At 68.4% G+C, this 20930-nt stretch carries 22 protein-coding genes and 3 pseudogenes; 20 read left to right on the forward strand and 5 right to left on the reverse strand.

The genetic code is table 11. The features are described 5' to 3' along the window. Positions 1-12: 12 nt before the first annotated feature. Positions 13-279, forward strand: a complete 267-nt coding sequence (locus tag ACZ5U5_RS17540) for a hypothetical protein (protein WP_469022191.1) — start codon at positions 13-15, stop codon at positions 277-279. A 158-nt stretch (positions 280-437) separates the two neighbouring features. Here the strand turns inward: ACZ5U5_RS17540 and ACZ5U5_RS17545 are convergent, their stop codons facing one another. Continuing rightward, on the reverse strand, positions 438-1166 hold the full coding sequence (locus ACZ5U5_RS17545; RefSeq protein ID WP_469022193.1) for an SDR family oxidoreductase: 729 nt from the start codon (positions 1164-1166) through the stop codon (positions 438-440). A 76-nt stretch (positions 1167-1242) separates the two neighbouring features. On the opposite strand from ACZ5U5_RS17545, the gene ACZ5U5_RS17550 reads away from it, so the two are divergent. The 6 genes and pseudogenes from ACZ5U5_RS17550 to ACZ5U5_RS17575 form a co-directional block, all read left to right on the forward strand. Then, positions 1243-1620 (forward strand): MerR family DNA-binding transcriptional regulator, encoded by a 378-nt coding sequence (locus tag ACZ5U5_RS17550; RefSeq protein WP_469022196.1) that lies wholly within the window; start codon positions 1243-1245, stop codon positions 1618-1620. A 21-nt stretch (positions 1621-1641) separates the two neighbouring features. Further along, positions 1642-1744: pseudogene (locus ACZ5U5_RS17555) on the forward strand (IS21-like element helper ATPase IstB); the annotation flags it as partial. A 408-nt stretch (positions 1745-2152) separates the two neighbouring features. Further along, entirely contained in the window at positions 2153-2323 is a 171-nt protein-coding gene (locus ACZ5U5_RS17560; protein WP_469022199.1) for a hypothetical protein, read from the forward strand. A gap of 117 nt (positions 2324-2440) precedes the next feature. Then, complete coding sequence (locus ACZ5U5_RS17565) at positions 2441-2587, forward strand: hypothetical protein (RefSeq protein ID WP_469022202.1); 147 nt, start codon at positions 2441-2443, stop codon at positions 2585-2587. 261 nt (positions 2588-2848) lie between these two features. Beyond that, positions 2849-3124, forward strand: a complete 276-nt coding sequence (locus ACZ5U5_RS17570; RefSeq protein ID WP_469022205.1) for an SDR family oxidoreductase — start codon at positions 2849-2851, stop codon at positions 3122-3124. Between the two features lie 13 nt (positions 3125-3137). Continuing rightward, positions 3138-3838, forward strand: a pseudogene (locus ACZ5U5_RS17575) (allantoicase); the annotation flags it as partial. Here ACZ5U5_RS17575 and ACZ5U5_RS17580 read toward each other — a convergent pair. Beyond that, positions 3767-4534: a transposase gene (locus ACZ5U5_RS17580; RefSeq protein WP_469022208.1), complete on the reverse strand. Its 768-nt coding sequence runs from the start codon at positions 4532-4534 to the stop codon at positions 3767-3769. The pseudogene ACZ5U5_RS17575 and the gene ACZ5U5_RS17580 sit on opposite strands and share 72 nt — an antisense overlap. A 40-nt stretch (positions 4535-4574) precedes the next feature. Then, the gene (locus tag ACZ5U5_RS17585) at positions 4575-5186 is read right to left on the reverse strand and encodes a DUF998 domain-containing protein (RefSeq protein WP_469022211.1); all 612 of its coding nucleotides are present in this window, start codon (positions 5184-5186) and stop codon (positions 4575-4577) included. Between the two features lie 780 nt (positions 5187-5966). On the opposite strand from ACZ5U5_RS17585, the gene ACZ5U5_RS17590 reads away from it, so the two are divergent. Together ACZ5U5_RS17590 and ACZ5U5_RS17595 are read left to right on the forward strand one after the other, a co-directional pair. Beyond that, a complete protein-coding gene (locus ACZ5U5_RS17590) occupies positions 5967-7124 on the forward strand; it encodes a threonine synthase (protein ID WP_469022473.1) in 1158 nt (385 codons plus the stop codon). A gap of 67 nt (positions 7125-7191) precedes the next feature. Then, a complete protein-coding gene (locus ACZ5U5_RS17595; protein ID WP_469022476.1) occupies positions 7192-7836 on the forward strand; it encodes a helix-turn-helix transcriptional regulator in 645 nt (214 codons plus the stop codon). Positions 7837-8053: 217 nt separating this feature from the next. Here the strand turns inward: ACZ5U5_RS17595 and ACZ5U5_RS17600 are convergent. Continuing rightward, positions 8054-9036 (reverse strand): annotated as a pseudogene (locus tag ACZ5U5_RS17600) (Rossmann-fold NAD(P)-binding domain-containing protein). Between the two features lie 394 nt (positions 9037-9430). On the opposite strand from ACZ5U5_RS17600, the gene ACZ5U5_RS17605 reads away from it, so the two are divergent. Then, positions 9431-10438 carry a pentapeptide repeat-containing protein gene (locus ACZ5U5_RS17605; protein WP_469022214.1) on the forward strand — a complete coding sequence of 336 codons (1008 nt, stop codon included), beginning with the start codon at positions 9431-9433 and terminating at the stop codon, positions 10436-10438. A 332-nt stretch (positions 10439-10770) separates the two neighbouring features. After that, positions 10771-11676: an alpha/beta fold hydrolase gene (locus ACZ5U5_RS17610; protein WP_469022216.1), complete on the forward strand. Its 906-nt coding sequence runs from the start codon at positions 10771-10773 to the stop codon at positions 11674-11676. Between the two features lie 178 nt (positions 11677-11854). Here the strand turns inward: ACZ5U5_RS17610 and ACZ5U5_RS17615 are convergent, their stop codons facing one another. Further along, positions 11855-12358, reverse strand: coding sequence for a MarR family winged helix-turn-helix transcriptional regulator (locus tag ACZ5U5_RS17615; RefSeq protein ID WP_469022219.1), 504 nt, complete (start codon positions 12356-12358; stop codon positions 11855-11857). Positions 12359-12445: 87 nt separating this feature from the next. On the opposite strand from ACZ5U5_RS17615, the gene ACZ5U5_RS17620 reads away from it, so the two are divergent. The 9 genes from ACZ5U5_RS17620 to ACZ5U5_RS17660 all read left to right on the forward strand — a co-directional run bounded on the left by ACZ5U5_RS17620 (position 12446) and on the right by ACZ5U5_RS17660 (position 20885). After that, complete coding sequence (locus tag ACZ5U5_RS17620; protein ID WP_469022221.1) at positions 12446-13348, forward strand: NAD-dependent epimerase/dehydratase family protein; 903 nt, start codon at positions 12446-12448, stop codon at positions 13346-13348. 185 nt (positions 13349-13533) lie between these two features. Next, positions 13534-14256, forward strand: a complete 723-nt coding sequence (locus tag ACZ5U5_RS17625; RefSeq protein WP_469022223.1) for a TetR/AcrR family transcriptional regulator — start codon at positions 13534-13536, stop codon at positions 14254-14256. A 218-nt stretch (positions 14257-14474) separates the two neighbouring features. Continuing rightward, positions 14475-14669: a ferredoxin gene (locus ACZ5U5_RS17630; protein WP_469022226.1), complete on the forward strand. Its 195-nt coding sequence runs from the start codon at positions 14475-14477 to the stop codon at positions 14667-14669. Continuing rightward, a complete protein-coding gene (locus ACZ5U5_RS17635) occupies positions 14666-15877 on the forward strand; it encodes an NAD(P)/FAD-dependent oxidoreductase (RefSeq protein ID WP_469022228.1) in 1212 nt (403 codons plus the stop codon). The genes ACZ5U5_RS17630 and ACZ5U5_RS17635 overlap by 4 nt, the downstream gene beginning before the upstream one ends. Next, complete coding sequence (locus ACZ5U5_RS17640) at positions 15874-17127, forward strand: NAD(P)-binding domain-containing protein (protein WP_469022230.1); 1254 nt, start codon at positions 15874-15876, stop codon at positions 17125-17127. Before ACZ5U5_RS17635 ends, ACZ5U5_RS17640 begins: the two co-directional genes overlap by 4 nt. Next, on the forward strand, positions 17124-18338 hold the full coding sequence (locus ACZ5U5_RS17645; protein WP_469022233.1) for a cytochrome P450: 1215 nt from the start codon (positions 17124-17126) through the stop codon (positions 18336-18338). The genes ACZ5U5_RS17640 and ACZ5U5_RS17645 overlap by 4 nt, the downstream gene beginning before the upstream one ends. 107 nt (positions 18339-18445) lie before the next feature. After that, positions 18446-19654 carry a cytochrome P450 gene (locus tag ACZ5U5_RS17650; RefSeq protein ID WP_469022235.1) on the forward strand — a complete coding sequence of 403 codons (1209 nt, stop codon included), beginning with the start codon at positions 18446-18448 and terminating at the stop codon, positions 19652-19654. Further along, positions 19651-20085 (forward strand): carboxymuconolactone decarboxylase family protein, encoded by a 435-nt coding sequence (locus ACZ5U5_RS17655; RefSeq protein ID WP_469022238.1) that lies wholly within the window; start codon positions 19651-19653, stop codon positions 20083-20085. Before ACZ5U5_RS17650 ends, ACZ5U5_RS17655 begins: the two co-directional genes overlap by 4 nt. Continuing rightward, positions 20082-20885 carry an SDR family NAD(P)-dependent oxidoreductase gene (locus tag ACZ5U5_RS17660; RefSeq protein WP_469022240.1) on the forward strand — a complete coding sequence of 268 codons (804 nt, stop codon included), beginning with the start codon at positions 20082-20084 and terminating at the stop codon, positions 20883-20885. Before ACZ5U5_RS17655 ends, ACZ5U5_RS17660 begins: the two co-directional genes overlap by 4 nt. Positions 20886-20930 lie beyond the last annotated feature (45 nt).

Consider the following 20930-nt stretch of genomic DNA (forward strand, 5'->3'; position numbering starts at 1 on the left):
CGGAGAACGGCTTTGAGCAGCTCGTGGCTCATCTACAGCGGAGCCCTGTTGGTGCTCCTGTCCATCGGGGTCCTGTTCTTCGTAGGCAGGCCTACGACACCCGCCTGGCGTGACACCACGTCGATAGCCTGCGGCGTCGCCGTCTTCGCCGTTGTGTGTGTACTGGCGCTGCTCCTCCACGCACCGGCTCAGATCGCGGTGGCTGGGGCGTGCTTCTGGATGGCTGCAGCGATCACCGGCGTGCACGCCGTACGCGGCCGTATCGACTCGCACAGCTGACCACGACGGCCCGCACCCTCGGCATGAATCGCCAGGAGTGCGGGCCGTTTTGCGTTGCACCGAGCACGTATCACTCCACCACGAGTTCAACCTCGCGTGGAGGAGCTCGAGAGGCTGTTGGGAAGCAGCCGATTGAGGTGTGCGGCCCGAGGGGCTTTTCAGGCCGCCGTCAGTGCCGCCAGGGCGCGGTCCATTGCGGCGTTGAACTCTGTCGGCGCCAGCGGCAGACGGGACTTGACGTCCCGACTCCACTGGTCGGCGAGGACCTCGGCCAAGCCCGCCTCGACACCGTCGAGCGCCGCGTCGGCCAGGTCCGACGGAGCGATCTTGTCCACGGGCCAGCCCGCTGCCATGTCGGTGTCGGCCAGGCCCAGGTGTACCGCTGTGACGAGCGTGCCCTGCTCGGCGAGCTCCAGGCGGACGCCGTTGGTCATGGCCCAGGCGGCGGCCTTGGTCAGGTGGTAGGTATTGGCGCCGTTGACCCCGAACCACGACATGGCGGAGAGGACGTTGACGATCGCGCCTCCGCCGTTTTTGGCGAGCGCCGGCGCGAACTCCCGGATCATTCCCAGGTGGCCGAACATGTTGGTCTCCAGCTCGTGCCGCACCGCGTCCAGCGAACCGGTCACCAGGCCGGTCCCCGTGCTGATTCCCGCGTTGTTGATGAGCAGCGAGACGTCCGGGGCGGCCTCGGCGGCAGCCCGCACGGATGCGGGATCGGTGATGTCGAGGGGCAGCACCTCGACCCCGGGCAGGTCCACGGTCTGCGGTCGGCGGGCTGTCGCGTAGACCTTGCGGGCGCCCCGTTCGAGCAGGCGCTGGGCGAAGGCGCGGCCCAGGCCGCGGTTGGTTCCGGTGACAAGGGCGACGGAGTTGTTGATATCCATGGCAGGTACGCTAAAACCTGACGCTAGCGTCAGAGGCAAGTGCCGGCCGTAGGGGCCCGGGGTGAGAGGAATCACCATGACTGTCACAGTGGCCGCTGCCGAGCGGCTGATCCGCATCGGCGAGGTGGCACGAGGCGCCGGCGTCTCCGTGCGCGCCGTGCGCTACTACGAGCAACAAGGGCTGCTCATCGCGGAGCGCAGCCCGTCCGGCCAGCGCCTGTACCGGCCAGACGCCGTCCCCCTGGTCCGCTTCTTCCAACAGATGTACGCCGCAGGCCTCACCAGCCGAAGGATCGCCGAACTCCTGCCGTGCTGGGACTCCGGGCACACCGACACCGAGCAACGTGCCATGCTGCGAGCCGAGCGCGAGCGTATCCAGGCCAAGGTCGACGACTTGCAGGCCACCCTGGACCACCTCGACGAGGTCATCGCGGTCACGGACACACACCCGTAGGCGCACGCTAGGCCAGACGTCGGCGGGTGGACGAAGACGTGCACGCATCCCTCGGCTCTGCGCCGCCCCCGTCGACCGGCTCACCTTCAACGGCACGATCATCGAGACCGGCACGGCCTCCTAGCGCCTCGCCTCCACACGAGCGGAAGCGAACGAATCCGTCAGGGCCGGCTGACCGCTCCACGGAGCCTGCGACATCCCCCGTGCCTGTGGGCGAGTTGGGGTAAGCAGTGCTGACGATCAGCCGACTCCCTCTTGACCAACAACTTGAGTCCCTACTGGCCGTTCGCGCGCCCCGGGAGACCCGGCGCAAACGCATCGGCCGTCTGCGCCCCTACACCTGCACAGGTCACAGGGAAGATTTTCCTGGAACTGGCGATGCACGCCGGGTGCAGTCGATACCGCGCTCTCTTCCGCACTCCCATGTTTTTGAGTTCTCTTCTGGGCTAACTGCCCTCACGTGCCCGTGCGTGTGACCGGTGGCTGTATCAGTCTGGGAGCGTCCGCTCAGACATCAGCGAAGGAGCTTCTCATGGGCATTGAAGATGGGCCTGAGGATGCAGCCGGCAAGGCATCCAAGCAGGTTCCGCTCAACGAGAAGGCTGGCGACAAGGAAGGCGAGGGGAGGGGCGACAAGGAGAAGGATTCTCAGGTGGATGACGTCTTCGTCGAGACATCCAAGTACAACGATGACGACGAGTAGAAATGAAGGATGGGCGGGCTCTGAAATGCGGCTACGGCCGTCTGGCCCTCCGCGCGCGTGAGGCACGTGCGTCGAACTGGAATGACCACTTACCTACCAGGGTGGCAGGAGTCCCTCATGGGCATCGAAGACGGAATTGGTGACGCCGCCGAGCAGGCGAAGAAGGTTGTTACCGGTGAGAACGAGAGTGAAGACCAGCAGCAGAATGAGGGCGGCGATACAGACGACTCGGCTGAGTCGAACATGGAATATGAGCGCGACTAGGAACTCTGCGCATCATTGAGCGAGGCTTACGGTCAAGCGCTCGTCGTGGCTGCATTCGGAGTCGAACCGCGAACACGGCAGAGTGTGTACGGGTCTTCTGCCCCTCCGCCATTGCCGGGTGCTGGCTCATCGTGGGTCACGCCGACTGGGGCCTGTAGGTTCGCGTGCACCGCGCCCGGCGCCGTCCGGGTGGAGGTGCCGTTGCGACGGGACTGCCTTGCCGGTCCCCTGCGACTACGGGCCCCAGGTGCGGGTCAACAGGTGCTGCCCGGCCCGGTTTTGACGCCCTCGTGGAACGATCTGTCCGAAACACAGCAGCGCCAGACCGCAGCACAGGCCGTAGCCGGGCACCTGGGACGCCCGGAGAAGATCGCCGCGGCCATCGCATTCCTCCTCAGCCCCCAGGCCAGCTACATCACCGGGACGACATTGACGGTGGACGGCGGTTGGAGCGTGACCAAAACCCGGCGTAAAGACGGACGTTCCTGCCGGCTTCACGCCGCGGCAGCGTTTACTGAGACACCAGTGATCTCCTGAAAGGGCCCGCGCGATGACGGCCGCCGAACCCGCCGCCCTGCCCCGTCATACCGGTGACGCCGGCCCCGGCGCGGGCGGCGACCCCTACGCCGACTACCGCACGCCCGGGTCAGCGGGCTTCCCGTTCGCCAACCTTCCTGACCTGGCCGATCAACAAATCGGCGGAACCGTAACCGCATGCAGCGATGAGTATTTCGCCGAGCGGGAAAATTTCCTCAAGCCCGAGCCCGCCCATTTCGACCCCACGGCATTCGGCCCCAGAGGCAAGATCATGGACGGCTGGGAGTCCCGCCGCCGACGGGGAACCGACGCCATGCACCCGTTACCGGCGGACCAGGACCACGACTGATCCGGCTCGGCGCGCCCGGCGTCATCCGCGGCATCGTTGTCGACACCGCCCACTTTCGCGCCAACTACCCGCAGAGCATCAGCATCGAGGGCACCTGCATCCAGGGCACACCGTCCCCCGTTCAACTCCTCTGCGACGACGTCGCCTGGACCTCCCTCGTCCCGCGCACCACCATCGGCAGCCACGCAGCCAACGGCTTCACCGTCGATGCCGAGCGCCGTTTCACTAAGGCTGTCCCGCAATTGATCTTCGACGCGGGTTGGCCGGGGGTCTCCCTGGCGCGGTTCGCTCGTCTATCCGGTGAGGGCGAGGTTGTGCAGGCGGGCGATCCCAAGCATGGCGTCGTGGACGCCGTCACCTTTGAGGCGGCAGTCGCGCAAGATCTTCCAGCCTTTCATCCGGGCGAAGACATGCTCGACGCGGGCGCGGACCTGTTTGTGGGACTTGTTGTGTGCCTGCTTCCAGTCGGGCAGCTCTTCGCCTTTGCGTCGGCGGTGCGGCATGACGAGCCCTGTGCCGGGATAGCCGCCGTCGGTGATCGTGGTGGTCCTGCCGACGGCGGCCTTGACGCCGGATTCCGTCCATGCCTTGCAGTCGGCGCGGTTGCCGGGTAACGGTCGACCGACCATGACGACCAGGCGCGTGTCGGCGTCGATCACGACCTGGTGGTTGGTGGAGTACCGGTAGTTTTTCGACTGCTCGGCGACGGTGTGGTCCCGGGTGGGTACGAGAGTGCCGTCCACGATGAGTACGGCGCCCTTACGGAATCGCTTGCGTACCTGGAGCGCGAGCTTGGGGCCGAGGTGGTCGATGATGCGGTCAGCTGCGGATTTTGAGATGCCGAACAGCGGGGCGAGCTGGCGCATCGTCAAGTTCGTGCGCCAGTAGGCCGTCACGAGCAAGACTCGGTCCTCCAGCGGCAGGCTCCACGGCCGGCCTTTACGGACCGCGTCAGCGCCCTCGCGCCGCAGTGCGCTCACCAACTTGCTGAAGCATCGCGGGCTCACCCCGGTGAAGGGGCTTATCCAAGACGGCTCCGACGCCGTGATCACACCAGCCATCGAGAGATCATCTCTGCCGTGACCAGCGGGTGGACAACCGTCAGGTGTGGAGAATGCGCACGGCGAGCAGCATCTGCCAAGTCCAGCCGATCGTGAGTGAGACGCGCTGGATCAGTCCGCCCCGACCCACCCAGCGTTGATGCTGCCTGAACGCGGCACTGGCCAGCACCATCGTGGTTGCGAAGAGCACTCCGCTGGCGATCGAGTAGAGGGCCCATCCCGGCGAGTTGGACAGGGCGAAGACGAAACAGGCCACGGCAAGGGCGAGGAATCCGATGAGGGAGAACAGGTCATGCAGAGCTCCTGCGCGGGTGGGGCGCTGGAGCTGATCGGGGGTGCCGACAGGGTAACCGCTCACCGGATCCGTGCGGCAGATACCTGCGCCCAACAGACCGACCGCCCACACGCCGATCAGTAGTGCCCCCCAGCGGGAGGGCCCAGCACGCCACAGACCCACGGCGAAGGTCAGCGACAACAAGCCCGTGAAGAGGAAGTTGACGGTCTGCGTCCACCCGGAGCGGCCGAGGGCGAGCGAACTGACGGGATGGCGGAGCGGCTTGTAGTCCACACGGCGGGTGCCTTCCAGTAGGTACGCGACCGTGAAGAGCGGGCCAGCGGCCACCCCGCAGGCAAGCAGCGTTTGATTACCCATCGCGTCAACATAGGTTGACAAGGTGAACGGCGTCAACCCTCGTTGACACGAGAGTGGCCATCGGCCATCAGCCGAAACTCGTGATCAATTGCGGGACAGCCCTTAGGGACGCCCCACGAAGTTCCCGTGACGAAGACCCGGCCGGTTCGGCATATGCCTGAACCTGCCTGGGTCAGGCCGCAGTTCGGCGGGGGCGTCCCAGCAGCGCGACAACTCCCAGCGTCAGAGGCCGAGTAGGTAGATCGCGAGCGGGGCTGCCAGGAGCGGTTACCCAGCCCTGGCCGCCAGCGGGGAGGCGGGGCCAGCGTGATCGCCAAAAAGGACCCCAACTGGCCTACGCTCAGCGGCGCTTCACACGGTACGGACAAGTCGCGGGAGGCAGCCACATCCCGGGTGGGCGAGCACCGGATAGAAGTCGCGCCCAGTACGCCGACGCCTGATCCTGCAGTTTCTTCCAACTGATCCTGCTGACCCCCGCGGTCGTGTCGAAAACCTCGCCTCGGGCTGCGCATTGCCGCCGCCGGTCGAGCTGATGCGGATGGCCCGTCCCAGGGGGCCAGCGCACGGAAAACCCCGCAGTCGGCGCAGTCGGAGCTGCTCCCGGCCTGGATCGCTCTGCTCGGCCTCGCCGGCCTCGGTCAGCTCCTGTCGGCGCATCGACGAGAATTTGGATGCCTGGTCTAGATCTAGATAGATAGTCTAATCTGGGGTGGCGGGGTGATCACCGCGCCACCCCAACCCTGCGGCAGCATGTCGAGCGAAGAGAAGCCGGGACCGTCCATGAATGCCGAACAGCACTCAGCCGTCACCGCCCCAAACCTGTACGACGGGTCGGGAAGGCGCTACTCCCTGGACGACATGCGCTGGCGGGGCGAGGACGGCAGCCCTCTGGCCGTCAGCGCACTGCCGGGTCTGCGTCCCGATCAGATCGATACCGCCGAACGGTCCCTGTGGCGCTATGGCGCGGCCCTGCCCGTCCCCGCCGCCCGTCGGGTGAGCCTGGGCGAAGGATGTACGCCGATGATCCCGGTCAACTGGGTCGGTCGGCGCGTCCACTTCAAGCTGGAGTGGTTCAACCCGACGTCCAGCTTCAAGGACCGGGGCACATCGATGATGATCTCCCACCTCGCTGCACACGGCGTGGACCGCGTGCTCGAGGACAGTTCGGGCAACGGCGGTTGTGCGGTGGCCGCCTACGCCGCTGCCGCGGGCATCCGCGTCAAGATCATCGTTCCCGCCGCCACTTCGGCGGCCAAGATCCTCCAGGCTCGCGCCTACGGAGCCGAGATCGAGCTCGTGGATGGCACCCGTGACGACGTCTCAGGCGAAGCGATCCGCCAGTCGGAGCACATCCATTACGCCAGCCACAACTGGCACCCCATGTTCATCCAGGGCACCAAGACCATCGCCTACGAGATGTGGGAGTCCCTCGGCTTCACCGCGCCCGACAATGTCGTCCTGGTGGCCGGGGCGGGCAGCAATATCCTCGGATGTGACCTCGCCTTCGGCGAGCTCCTTGCTGCCGGTCAGATCGACAGGCTCCCGCGCCTGTTCGTCGGGCAGCCCGAGCACTGGGCGACCATCGCCGACACGTTCAACGGCATCGACCCGGCCCGCCGTGGCGAGCGAGTACCGACCATCGCTGAGGGCGCTTCCATCGCCCAACCCGTCCGGCTGCCCGAGGCAGTGGAGGCCATTCGGCGTTCCGGCGGCGCCGCCTGCGCCGTCCCCGAGGCGAAGATCCACGCCGCGGTCCGCGCACTGAGTGCGCGAGGCTTGTACGCCGAGCCGACCAGCAGTGTCGCCGCCGCGACCCTGGAGCACTTCATCGAGACGGGGGCCATCGCTCCGGGCGAGACGACCGTGGTCGTGCTCACCGGTGCGGGGCTGAAGTCCGCCGAGACCATGGCCTCGGTGTTCGCCCGGCCATCCGACTGAGCCCATGCGAGGAAAGGAGAGCACGTTGGCACACCCGTCCGAAGGCGATCTCACCGACGAGGACCTCGTGGGGCAGGACGAGCACCCCGTAGGGCAGGACGAGCACCTTGTACGAGAAGCCGAGCGCATTGCAGTTGCTATCGGTCGCATGTTCCCGGGCCTGTGCGAAGTCGTCCTGCACGATCTTCGCCGGCCCGACAGCGCCATCCGCGCCATCGAGAACAACCTGTCCGGGCGGCAGGTCGGCGACTCCGCCACCGAGCTGGGGCTGAACCGCATCGCGGACCCCGAGTACCCCAGCGTCATCCAGAATTACAGCAACCAGTTCCCCGACGGACGCCCGGCCAAGAGCACCTCGATCGGCATCAAGAACGCCGACGGGCGTTACGTCGCGGCCCTGTGCCTGAACCTGGACCTCAGCACGCTGTCACCGCTGGCACTGACCCTGGCCAACCTGGTCGCCACGGACGCCGAGCACCGAGGCGAGACCCTGGAGACGCTGCGTGACCGCACGGGACGCGAACTCCGGTCGTATATAGACTCCTTCGCCGCCGCGCGCTCCAGCACTCCCCGCGGCCTCAACCGCGATCAGAAGCGCGAACTGGTCCGGCATCTGCATGGCGAGGGGTTCTTCGAGACCCGGAGTTCCGCACAGCTAATCGCCGACCAGCTCGGCGTCTCCCGGGCGACTGTCTACAACTACACGAAGTAGCCGCCTCGCTTACCGCAAGAACACCCCTGTTGAGTTGAGACGAGATCAGGCCCAGGGCTTCAGCCTGAAGGAACTGTTTCGTGACTTGACCTACGAGATCGACTACTACCAGCGTGATGACACCTGGAGTGAGGATGAGGTCCGCCGTGCGAGTAGGGCGCGACGCTCGGGCACTCGGCTATTCCTTTCTGGTTGTGCGCATGCCCCTATGGCCCATCTACCCCAGTTCTTTTAAAAGTTGGCGCTCGCGTTCGCTGCTGAGGCCGGCCCGGCGGGGCCGGTGAAGGCCCTGCTCCCGCTCCCAACGCAGCGTGTCCGCCAGCATCTGAGCCCGAGGCCGGTGTTGCAGACCTGCCGCGCCTGCCGCAGCGCCGCTGCGAGCGCTGAAGCCGGCCCAGTTGGGGTCAGCCACCCACAGCGCGAGCGATTCCGGGCCCATGGCCTGGACCACGCCCTGCCCCAGCAGCCAGGCGTCGTCGGCGTCCCTCACCGGGCCGGTGTGCCCGCCGATCTGGCGCGACAGCGCGACCCATTCCCCGAAGGGAACGATCGGGCCGACCGCGTTTTAGGTCCCCGTCGTTTTCTTCTCCGCACTCAAGTAGCCATGCCGCGGGGTCTCGCGCATCGACCACCTGCGTCGGGATACTTGAGGAAGCCGGCACCAGAAGCGGTGCCAGCGGCTCGCGGGCCGCGCGGGCGACCCAGTACCCGCATCGTCCACTGTGATCACCGGGGCCGCCGATCAGCCCCGCTCGCGCGATGAGAAGCCGGCCTGCCACCGCGGCCGCCGCAGCCTCCTCGCAGGCCACCTTGGCCTCTGCGAACCTCTCGTGGCCGACCTCGTCCTGCTTGGCCGCCGGGAGCAGCTGCGCCGACTCGTCCATGTGTGGCTGCGCATGCGAGGCATACGCGCTGACCGATGACACATACGACCAAGTGGCCCGCCCGCTGGCCGAGCTCCGCCAGCGCCCTGCGGACGAAGCCCTGCTGCCACGACACCTCGACCACTGCGTCCCAATCCCGGTCCGCCACACTCTTGTACGCCGTCGCCTCACGCCTGTCCGCAACAACCAGCCTCGCACCCGCGGCCACCTGGCCGCTTTCCCCACGGGCCAGACACGTCACCCGATGCCCACGCTCCACAGCCTGCGAGATTTCGCGGCCCACCCACGCCGTCCCGCCCAACACCAAGATATTCATCAGCGCACTCCACCATGGACAGTGCGCCGACGCGTCCCTGTTTCGCTGAGGGCAGGGGGGTCCGCCGTGCGCCGATTCGGGGCGGCCACCGCCCGTTGCTCGCCGTCGGTGTACGCCTGCGGCCCGCCGAAGGTTCGCTGATGAGTGGCCGATGGAACGCGCCACCACAGCCGCAGGCACACCCGCAAGCGGTCAGTTCCTGGCCATGGGCGCGGCTTGCGCCTCGCGTTTGAGATGGGTCGTGGCAACGCAGCCTCTTGAGATGGCGCGTAGAAGGAGAAGGCCCGCCGCTTTGCCCGGGCACCCTGTGCGGGAGGTGTCGCCGCGTTCCGGGCGGGGCTCGGGGGTGCGAAGGCCGGGCCGGGCGTGGGTGCTGGGCGTCGGCGCGGTAGCCGTGAGCTTGCTGCTCGTTGCGTTGATCGTGGTGGTGGCGCCGCGCCATCTGCTGGACTGGGACACTGCCGCAGCCCGCGTCCCTGACCGCGCGAAGGCGATCAACGATATTCGGACCACGCTGCTCCAGGGGCTGGCCGGGGTGGCCTTGCTCGTCGGAGCCTTCTTCACCTGGCGGCAGTTGCAGGTGACGCGCTACGGACAGCTCAGCGAGCGATTTACCGCGGCGGTGGAGCAGTTGGGCAGCCCCAGCGTGGAGGTGCGCATCGGAGCGGTTTTCGCTCTGGAGAGGGTCGCAGTCGACTCCCGGGACGACCGGGAGGCCGCCGCCGAGGTGCTCTGCCTCTTCGCGCAACGCAACGCACTCGCCACACCGCTCGAAGCCCGACCAACTCCCCGCGACATCGCCACAGACGCTGAAGTGGCCCTGGCGCACGCGGGTGACACCCTGCTGGTCCTACGCGCCCCGGACGTGCACGCGGCGATCACCGTCCTCGGCCGTGCTCCACGTCCCCCGGGGCTGACACTTCGTCTTCAGCGGGTGGACCTACGACGTTCGATGCTGGACCACGCCGATCTCGTCGACGCGGACCTGCACTATGCCGATCTGACGAACGTGCATCTGCAGGGAGCCCGGCTGCAAGGAGTCGACCTGTCCGGAACGTGGCTGGTCAGAGCCATACTTGTGGGGGCCGACCTGCGGCAGGCTTCCATGCGGTCGGTCCTGTTGTGCCACGCCCGGCTCGACGACGCCGACCTGCGCGCGGCGGACTTGAGCAATGCCGACCTGACAGCGGCCGTCATCGGCGCCGCGCGATTCGAGCTGGCCGATCTGCGCGGCGCGGTTCTGACGGGCACGGACCTGACCGGGGCGACGTTCACCGACGCGGTGGCCGACACCACTACCCTCTGGCCTCATGGGTTCGACGCGGTAGCTGCTGGGGTGCTCTGCGCACACAACGCGCCGCCGCTCCAGCCCCTGAGCTTCTTCCCGCAAGACCCCTCCTAGCCAGTTCGTCGCTGCCGGTTCCTCTGCACGCGGCACTGCGCTTCCAGGAAGACACCAAATTGCTGGGCTCGAGCTCTACCCCTTCATCGCCAGGGGGAGCCGTTCTCAGGTATGCCTCCACGGAGGGCACTTCAGTACGGATGACGTAAGGGGTAAAAGTGCCTTTCACCCGCTACGCGCCACTGGTGTCCGTCCCCCGCGTCCTGGTTGCCCCCATCTCCGCCCGACCCGCTCTCCGTAGATACCGAGATTGCTTGCTCAGGCAATTAGGTGGCACATTATTATTGCTTAGGCAAGCATTCCGTGCTGCCATCGCACTCTGAGAGGTACCTATGAACAGCCAGTCGATGTCGCCCGCCCCGCCCGCCGATGGCCAGATGGTCGAGGGGCTGCCGGGCTTCACTCACCGCTATGCGGCTGTGAATGGAATCCGCCTGCACTATGTGGACGGCGGCAGCGGCGATCCCGTGGTGTTGCTGCACGGATGGCCCTTCACCTGGCGGGAGTTCCGCGCCACCATGCCCCTGCTGACCGCGGCGGGGTACCGCGTCATCGCCCCGGACCTGCGCGGGTTCGGCCTCTCCGACAAACCGCAGACCGGCTACCGCAAGACCAACATCGCCCGCGACATCGCCGAACTGGTCGAGCGGCTCGAGCTTGCGCCCGTCAACCTGGTGGGCCAGGACATCGGGATGATGGCCGCCTTCGCGCTGGCCGCCTCCCGCCCTGACCTGGTCAGGAGGGCCGTTCTGGGCGAGGCGTTGATCCCGGGCTACGGCCTGGAGGACTACATGGACCCCGCGACGGGCGGCTACGGACACTTCGCCCACCACATGCAGGTGGACCTGGCCACCCGGGAGACCGAGGGCCGGGAGGAAGAATTCCTCGGCCCCACGTGGGACATGATGTCGGCGAGCAAGGACACGTCATGGACCCGGGAGCTCCTGGCCTCGTTCCAGGCCCCGGGCGGAATGCGCGGTGGATTCCAGCACTACGGGACTCTCCTGGAAGACATCGCCGAGTCCCGCGCCCTTCTGGGGGACGGCAAGCTCGCCATGCCGGTACTCACCGTCAACGGCGAGCACGGCATCCCTGCTTCGCAGACCGCCGGCAGTGTGGCACGCGTCGCCGACGCCTCCCGCTTCGAGCAGGACATCGCTCCTGGTAGCGGGCACACCCTGGGTGAGGACAACCCCACCTGGTACGCGTCCCGTCTGGACCGCTTCTTCCGCAGCTGACGCTCGTTGCGCCAGGCGTGACGCGTCGGCTATCCCCGGCCACCGTGCTGCCTCCGGAGAATCCCTGGGTGTCGCGAGGGTCATGCCGCGGTCGACGGCCGGGCTTGCATCACGGAGAACTCACGTGTGGCTGCCGCATCAGTTCTTGCATGGGCGGGCGACACCGTGCTGCGGGCACTCAGCCGAGTCCCTGGTCCGCGGCGCAGGAGCGGTCGGGGATGAGCTGGGCGGTCACGGCGCGCAGGGCGTCGGCGAGGGCCGATGCGGAGCCCTCGGGCAGGTGGTCGAGGAAGCGTCGGCGCGCACTGGCTTGGTGCGCGGAGCGGGCGCTTTCCCAGCACGAGAGACCCGCGTCCGTGAGGACGGTGACGTTGCCGCGCCCGTCGGAGCCGTCCCGCTCCTTGGCCACCAGCGATTTGGCCGCCAGTGCGGTGACGAGCCGGGTGATCCGGCTGGGCGTCAGCCCGGTCCGCACCGCGATCTCCGCCATGCGCAACCGGCGCCCCGGAGCCTCGTTCAGCACGCTGAGGACGGAAAACTCGGTCAGTGGCAGGCGTGTCGCCTGCAGCATGTCCTCCTCCAGCAAGCGAGGCAGCGCATGGACCAGCCGCCCCAGCTCGCGCCAGACCTCGGCCTCCTGCTCCGACAGCACCGAATCCTTCGCCTCCGCGGACTTCGTCATGCCCGCAGTTTGCCATGTGCTTGCCTGAGCAAGTTAACCTGGTACTTGCTTAAACAAATACCTTGCACGTCAGAACGGAAGTCCCCCATGAAGATCCTCGTCATCGGCGCCACTGGTTACGCCGGCTTTCACATCTCCAGAGCCCTGCGCCAGGAAGGTCACACCGTCCTCGGCCTCACCCGCGATGCCACCAGCACCCGGGCCAGGGAACTCCTCGTCGAGGAGGTCCGCCCCGTCGAGGGGCTGATGTCGGACCCCGAGACCTACCGGACAGCCCTGGAGGAGGCCGACGCCGTCGTATGCGCCGCCCTCGACATGAACGACCCGCTCGGCAGCGACCGACTCCTCTTCCGCACACTCCGCGAAGCGCAGGAGCGCACCGGGCGCAGCCGCCACCTGGTCTTCACCACCGGCATCACCTTCCTCACCACCACCGGCAGCGTCTGGGACGAAAACACCCCCGCCGACCCCGGCAACCCGCTCCATCTGCGCGTCCAGGCCGAACAGGACCTCGCGGCCAGCGGCCTGCCCCACACCGTGCTGCGCCCCTCGTTCATCTACGGCGGCAGCGGCCGCAGCTCGAAGTCCGCCCAGTGGTTCGCCGCTGCCCGCAACGGCGAGCCCGTCTTCTATGGCGACACCACCAAGCGCTACACCTGGGTCCACGTCGACGACCTCGCCGCCGCCTACGTCGCCGTCCTGCGCCGGCCCGACGCATTCGACGGCCAGATCTTCATGCTCGGCGACGAGCACCAGCCCACACTCCTCTCCGTCCAGCAGGCATGCCTGAACGCCGCCGGCTACACCGGCAACATCACGTTTGAGAGCGCGGACGCCGGTGGCGTGCTGGAGACCTGTGCTGACCGCGACGAACTCGTCGACAGCACCCATGCCCGCACACTGCTCGGCTGGCAGCCGCGCCACCCCGGCATCCTTCAGGACACCCTCACCTACTACGCCGCATGGGACCGGGCGCAGCCGCTGCACTGACCCTTCAGCCTGCCGGTCTGGAGCTCGCGCTCAAGAAGCAGAAGCCGCGCTGGCTGGCCGTTGCCAGATCTCGCATTGGGCAGTGGTCGTCGCCGGTTGTCCACCCGCGAGCCACTGGCCGGGCGGGGAGTTCCCGGGCGCTGGACGGTGCTGGATAACCTGTAGCCGGAAGTGAGGTGCACACGATGGAGGAACGGTCGGCCGCCGGCAGTCAGCACGACGGGCAGGGCTCGCAGCGGCGCCGTGAGATCGTGGCCGCGGTCCAGCGGCTGCTCGGCGAATGGGGGAGCTCCGACCGGTTGACCATGCGCGCGGTCGCCAAGGAGGTGGGCATCTCCGCCCCGAGCATCTACCTGCACTTCGCTGACAAGACCGAGCTGGTGTGGGCCGCGCTGGAGGACCGCTACGGCGAACTTGCCGAACAGATGGCGGCCGCCGCCCGGGCCGAAGGCCGCGCGGATCCGCAGGACAGGATCCGGGCGCAGGCGCACGCGTACTGCCGGTTCGCCCTGAGTGCCCCGGGCCACTACCGGCTCATGTTCGAGGTGCACCAGCCGGCTGCGGGCCCGAGCAGGATCGCCGGTCATCCTGCCCGACTCGTCTCGGCCGGCCTGCGTGCCGGTCTGCACGCCTGCGCGCAGAGCGGGTTCGGCCTGTCCCTGCCGGTGGAGCAGGCCGCGCAGACGCTGTGGGCTGGACTGCACGGCATGGTCTCGCTGCACCACAGCCTCTACCGCGACGAGTCCTCGGAGGGGCTGATCCTCCAGCTCGCCGACGGGCTGGTCGACTCACTGGTCGCAGGCTCCCCCGGCGCCCCTCTCCTCGCCGCGGGCGGATGCGAGACCGAGGCGTCGCGCAGACTCAGGGAACTGCGGAGCACCCCCGGGCCGGACGGCCCGCGGGGATAACGGGAGCGGTCGGCCCCCGGCGGCGGGGAAACGCCCGGCCGGGCACCCCGCCTCCACGCGTCCTTCACTCCGTCAACACCCCTTTCCGCGGGGCCGGTTGCTGCCCCGTATGCGCAGGAGTACAGTCACCGCTGAACTAAGTTAGGTGCCTAGGGCAACCATATGGTGCCCGGCCCCGGGTCGCCCGTTGCTGCGGGCTGGACGGAAGTGGATCCCCCATGGACATCTCCATCGACTTCGACAAATGCTGCGGTGCCGGCCAGTGCGTGCTGGCGGCGCCGGAGGTCTTCGACCAGCGTGACGAGGACGGCGTCGTGGTCCTGCTCGACGACAACCCGCCGGCCGAGCAGACCGAGAACGTGGTCCAGGCCGCAGCGGTCTGCCCGGCCGCCGTGATTCAGGTGCACGTGTGAGCGCCGCTGCCGCCGTTCCGTCACGGATCGCCGTGGTCGGCGCTTCCGCGGCCGGACTGAGCGTCGTCGAAGGACTGCGGCGCGAGGGCTACACCGGATCGCTCACGCTGATCGGCGAGGAGCACCACCTTCCCTACGACCGGCCGCCGCTGTCGAAGCAGCTGCTGTCCGGCGCGTGGGACACCGAACGGTTGCGCCTGCGCGGCGAGGAGGCCATCGCCGCTCTCGAGGTGCAACTTCGTCTGGGCTCACCGGCCGTCGCGCTGGACACTCGGGTGCGGGAGGTCGCCCTGGCCGACGGCAGCCTCGTCGGCTATGACGCCCTGGTGGTGGCCACCGGTGCTCGGGCCCGGCGCCTGCCGGGCACCGAATCGGTGCGCGGAGTGCACGTGCTGCGCACTCTGGAGGACGCGCTCACCCTGCGCGAGGACCTCGTCGCCGGGCCGCATCTGGTCGTGGTCGGCGGCGGATTCGTCGGCGCTGAGGCGGCCGCCGTAGCACGCGGACTGGGCTGCGAGGTCACCCTGGTCACCGACACCGCCCAGCCGATGGGCGACGCCCTCGGCGACGAACTGGGCGCCCTCCTGCGCACCGTCCACCACGAGCACGGCGTGCGCCTCGAGACCGGGGCCCTCGTCGACCGGGTCCTCACCGACGGGGGGCGGGCGACCGGAGTACGCCTTGCCGACGGCCGCACCCTGGCCGCGGACGCCGTCCTGGTCGGCATCGGCGCCCAACCCAACACCGAGTGGCTCACCGGCAGCGGCGTCCCGGTCGGCAACGGGGTGGAGTGCGACGCCACGCTGTACGCCGGCTCCGGGGTGTGGGCGGCGGGCGACGTCGCCTGCTGGCCCAATGCCCGTACCGGTGAGCCCTGGCGGATCGAGCACCGCACGAACGCCGCCGAGCAGGGCCTGGCCGTCGCCCGCAACATCCTGGCCGGCCCGGAGCGGGCTGTCGCGTTCGACCCGGTGCCCTACGTGTGGTCCGACCAGTACGACCTGAAGATCCAGATCTACGGCCGGACCCGGGGCGCCGACGAGGTCCGCGTTGTCGAAGGCAGCACGGCCGAGCGCAAGTTGGTTGCCCTGTACGGCAGGAACGGCCGGACCTGTGCGGCGGTCGGCATCAACATGGTCCGGGCCCTGCGCGGCTACCGGTCCCAGGTCGCCGCGGCGGCCCCTCTTCTCACCGGGAGTGCGGCATGAGCGCCACCCTCCGGGCCGGTGTGATCGGCCTGGGAATGATCGGCGGCGGCGTGGCCGTCAGCCTGGCCCGCAGCGGACGCGTCCCCGCGGTCTACGACGTCCGCCCCGACGCAGCCGCGGGCCTGGCCGGTGTGCCCGATCCGCTCGGCTCGCCCGCCGAGGTGGCCGAGGTGTCGGACGTCGTGATGGTCGCGGTGGTCGATGCCGACCAGGCACGGGAGGTCATCGGCGGCGAGAACGGCCTGCTGGGGTCTGCCCGGCCGGGCCTGACCGTCGTCCTGCTCGCCACCGTAGCCCTGCCGATCGTGCACGAACTGGCCGCGCTGTGCGCCGAACGGGGCGTGGACTTCCTCGACTGTGGGGTAACCCCGGGCGACCAGGCCGCCGAGAACGGCATGGTCGCCATCCTCGGCGGCGAGCAGCACACCGTGGATGCGGCCCTGCCCGTCCTTGAGGACTGGGCGAAGAAGGTGGTGCACTGCGGCCCGCCCGGCGCGGGCATGGCCACCAAGATCGCCCGCAACGTCGTCACCTATGGCAGTTGGCGCACGGTCGCCGAGGCCATCGCGCTCGCCCGCGCCGCGGGCGTGGACCCTGTCCGGCTCGCCGAGGTCATCGACGCGGCCGACCCCGAGGGCCGCACACTGCTGCAACTGCTGCGGATGCAGGATGCCGAGGGTGTCCTGCCCGAGGCCGTCGGCCGGCAGATCGAGCCCTTGATGACCAAGGACCTCGATGCGGCCCGGGACCTCGCCGTCACCCTCGGCGTCCAGGCACCCCTCGTCGAGACGGTACGCACTCAGGCCCGCCGCACCCTCCAGCTGGAAGCCGAACCGGCCCCGGACCCGGCCCCGGCGAAGGACGATGTCCACGCCTACGGCCTGCACATGATGGACCGGGCGTACGGCCCCGGTTTCAGCACCGCGATCCAGGACGCCGAAGACCCCTTCAGTACGGAGACCGTCGACTATCTCTTCGCCCAGGTCTGGGGCCGAGAGGGCCTGTCCGTCCGCGACCGACGGCTGCTCACCCTCGGTGTCGCTGCCACCGTCGCCCGGCCCGACCTCGTGCAGGTCATCGCCAACGGTGCCTTGGCTAACGGCGAACTGACTGCCGCTCAGCTTCGCGAGGCCGTCCTGCACCTGGCCGTCTACACAGGCTGGTGCAAAGCCACCGCCACCCACACCGGCGTCACCGCCGCGATCGAGGCGTACACCGGCCAACCCCCCACCGCGCAGGAGCAGCAATGACCGAAACCTTCATCAACCAGCCCGTCACCCGCGCGCCCGACGCCCCCCTCGACCCGCCGACCGAGTACACCCGGCTCCGCGAGGACCAGCCCATCGTCAAGGTCCGCTTCCCCAACGGCTCCACCGGCTGGCTCGTCACCCGGTTCGAGGAAGGCAGCCAGGTCTTCACCGACCCGCGCCTCAGCGCCAGGCGCCCTCGCCACGACACCCCCGAGGGCGAGGTCGCCGAGGCCGGAGAGGACGCCCCCTTCGACGCCGGCTTCGTGATGATGGACGAGCCCGAGCACGGCGCCTACCGCCGCCTGCTCACCGCCCGCTTCACCCCTAAGGCCGTACAGAACAAGCTCCAGCCCTACCTCGACAAAATCGTCGACGAGCACCTGGACGCCATCGCCGCCGGTCCCGAGACCTTTGACTTCGTCCAGGCCATGGCCCTGCCCATCCCGTGCCTGGTGATCTGTGAACTCCTCGGCGTCCCCTATGAGGACCGCGACGGCTTCCACGAGGCCACCGTCGACCTCATGGACATGGCCAAGAGCCGTGAGGAACGCGACAAGGGCGCCCACTGGCTCATCGACTACATCACCCAGCTGGTCGCCGACAAGCGCCGCACCGGGGCCAGGGACGGCATCCTCGCCGAACTCATCAACAAGACCGACGGCGACGACGCGGCGCTGACCGAGAAGCAGCTCATCGGTCTCGGCGTGCTCCTGCTGTTCGCCGGCCACGACACCACCGCCGCCATGATGGGCCTGTCCACCCTCACCCTGCTCACCCACCACGAACAGCGCGAGCAGATGCTCGCCCACCCCGAGAAGATCGGCACCACGGTCGAGGAGCTGATGCGCTACCTCACCATCGTCCAGTTCGGCCTGGGCCGCGTCGCCAAGGAAGACCTCGAACTCGCCGGCGCCCAGATCAAGAAGGGCGACCTGGTCGTCGTCGCGATGAACGCCGCCAACCGCGATCCCCGCGCCTTCCAGGACCCCGACACCTTCGACATCGACCGCAAGATGGCCCGCCACATGGGCTTCGGCTACGGCGTCCACGCCTGTCTGGGCCAAAACGTCGCCCGCGCCGAACTCAAAACGGTCCTGCCAAAGCTCTTCGAGCGCTTCCCGGGCCTCCGCCTCGCCACTCCGCTCGAAGAGGTGCCCATGGACTTCACCGGTACCAACTACGGCGTCCGCAGCCTCATGGTCACCCGCTGACCCACGCCTCGTGCTGCGCGCCCTCCGTCCCCTCGTGGCCCACGGCGCGCGCCGGGAAAAGGTCCCGGCTTGCCCCCCGTCTTGTTCGTAGCCAAGGAGTACCCCTCATGACTGTTTTCTCCGAACACGCCCCCGCCTTCCCGCTGCAGCGTGGATGCCCCTTCTCTCCGCCCGTTGACGCCACGGCCTTCCGGGAGAGCGGCCGACCGCATCGGGTCACCATCTGGAACGGCAGCACCCCCTGGCTGATCACCCGCCACGACCACATCCAGCAGCTTCTCGGGGCAGTCGGCAAGATCAGTGCTGACGTCACCGACCCCGGCTTCCCCAACACCAGCGACGCCCAGCCGGCCGTCGAGGGCAACATCTTCTTCCGCAAGGACGGTTCGGAACACCTGCCGGTGCGCCGCATCCTCAACCCGGACTTCACCGCCAAGCGCTCCGAAGCGCTGCGCCCGCGCATCGCCGAACTCACCGACCAGCTCATCGACGACCTGCTCGCCATGGACGGGCCCGTCGATCTGGTCGAACACTTCGCGCTGGCCCTGCCCACCGTCGTGATCTGCGAAGTCCTCGGCGTCCCCTACGAGGACAGCCCCACCGTGCACGAGTCCTCGAAGAAGATGGTGCAGCTCAGCATCGCGCAGGACGAGAAGATGGTCGCGCACCGTGCCCTGCACGACCTGTTGACCCGGCACATGGAGAGCAAGCGCTCCCATCCCGACGACGGCCTTTTGTCACGTCTGGTGAACACCCACGTGGACGGCAAGGGAGACCTGACCTTCGAAGAGGCTGTCGGACTCGGCGTCCTCGTGATCGGCGCCGGGCACGAGACCACCGCCAACATGATCGCTCTCGGCATCCTCGCGCTCCTGCGCGAACCCGCACAGCGCGACATCCTGCTGTCCGACCCGACCGCCTATGCCTCCACCGCGGTGGAGGAGATGATGCGCTACTGGAGCATGGTGCAGACCGAACCGCGCCGCGTCCTGACCGAGGACATCGAGGTCGGTGGCGTACTGCTGAAGGCGGGCGAGGGCATCATCTGCAACCTGCCCGCCGCCAACCGCGACCCGCTCGTCTTCGCCGAGCCCGAGCGGCTGGACATCACACGCGTCGAGCGCAAGCACATGGGATTCGGCTACGGCGTCCACCAGTGCCTGGGCCAGAACCTCTCCCGGGTCGAGATGCAGGTGGCCTGGCCGAAGCTGTTCGAACGAATCCCAGGGCTGCGCCTTGCCGTCGACGAGGAGGCGCTGCATTTCCACGACGACGCCCTCACGTACGGCGTCGAGACCCTGCCGGTGACCTGGTGAGTTCCGACGACGCGCGACGCCCGCGGCATGGAACGGACGAAGACAACTTCGCGCACCTCGGTGACACGGGCCGTACCACGCAGGCGAAGGTCATGCGCATGCGCGTACCGGCGGACATGCTGCAGACCGAGACCGGTTCGCTCAGCGACCTGGCGACCAAGGTCGTCTTCGGTGACCTGTGGAACCGGCCGGGACTGACCGTCCGAGAGCGGCGCATCGTGACCCCCACCATGCTGGCCATGCTCCCGGCCAACCAAAACCACGGAAGCCTCCACGCCAAGGCGGCCCTTGGCAGTGGCCACCTTGCCGAGGGCGAACTGCGGGAATTGGCCGTGCAGATCGCCTACTACGCGGGCTGGCCCGCCGCCACGTCGTCCGAGTGGACCGTGGACAAGGCAACGGGCAAGACATCAGGAATGGAGGACCTGTGACCGGACGGCTCGAAGGCAAGCGGGCGATCGTGGTCGGGGGAGGCCAGACTCCCGGCGCCACCACCGGCAACGGCCGCGCAACCGCCCTCACCTTCGCCCGGGAGGGCGCGCAGGTCCTGATCGTGGACCGGGACCTGGACTCGGCCGAGCAGAGCGCCGAACTCATCCGCAAGGAGGGCGGCACCGCGGCCGCACACCGGGCCGACATCACCGTCGAGGACGAGTGCACGGGCATCCTCGACGCGGCACTCGCGGCCCTGGGACACGTCGATGTGCTGCACAACAACGTCGGTGTGGTCCCCGTCGGCCGTACCGAGGACCTCGCCCCGCAAAAGTGGCGTCAGGGCTTCGAGATCAATCTCACCGGCATGTGGCTCACGAGCAGGGCGGTCCTGCCACACATGCGCGAGCGCGGAAGCGGCGCAGTCGTCAACATCTCCTCCATGGCCGGGCTGCTCGCAGGCGGCGAGGCGATCGCGTACACCACCTCCAAGGCCGCGGTGCACGCCATGACCCGCAGCCTGGCGCTGGAGTACGCACCCCACGGCGTCCGGGTGAACTGCGTCGCGCCCGGCATGATGGACACCCCCATGGGCGTCGACGCCCCGGCCAGGGCAGAAGGCATCTCCCGCGAGGACGTGGCAGCCAAGCGGGCCGCGATGGTTCCGATGGGGCATCAGGGCACATGCTGGGACGTTGCCAACGCCGCGCTGTTCCTGGCCTCACAGGAAGCCGCCTTCGTCACGGGCACGGTACTTGCGGTGGACGGCGGATTCACCCTGACGTCACGCATGAGTTAGCGCAGAGCGGCTGCCCCCGACTCCCACAAGCACACCCGGAACCAC

This window comes from Streptomyces sp. NPDC033177, assembly GCF_055577715.1.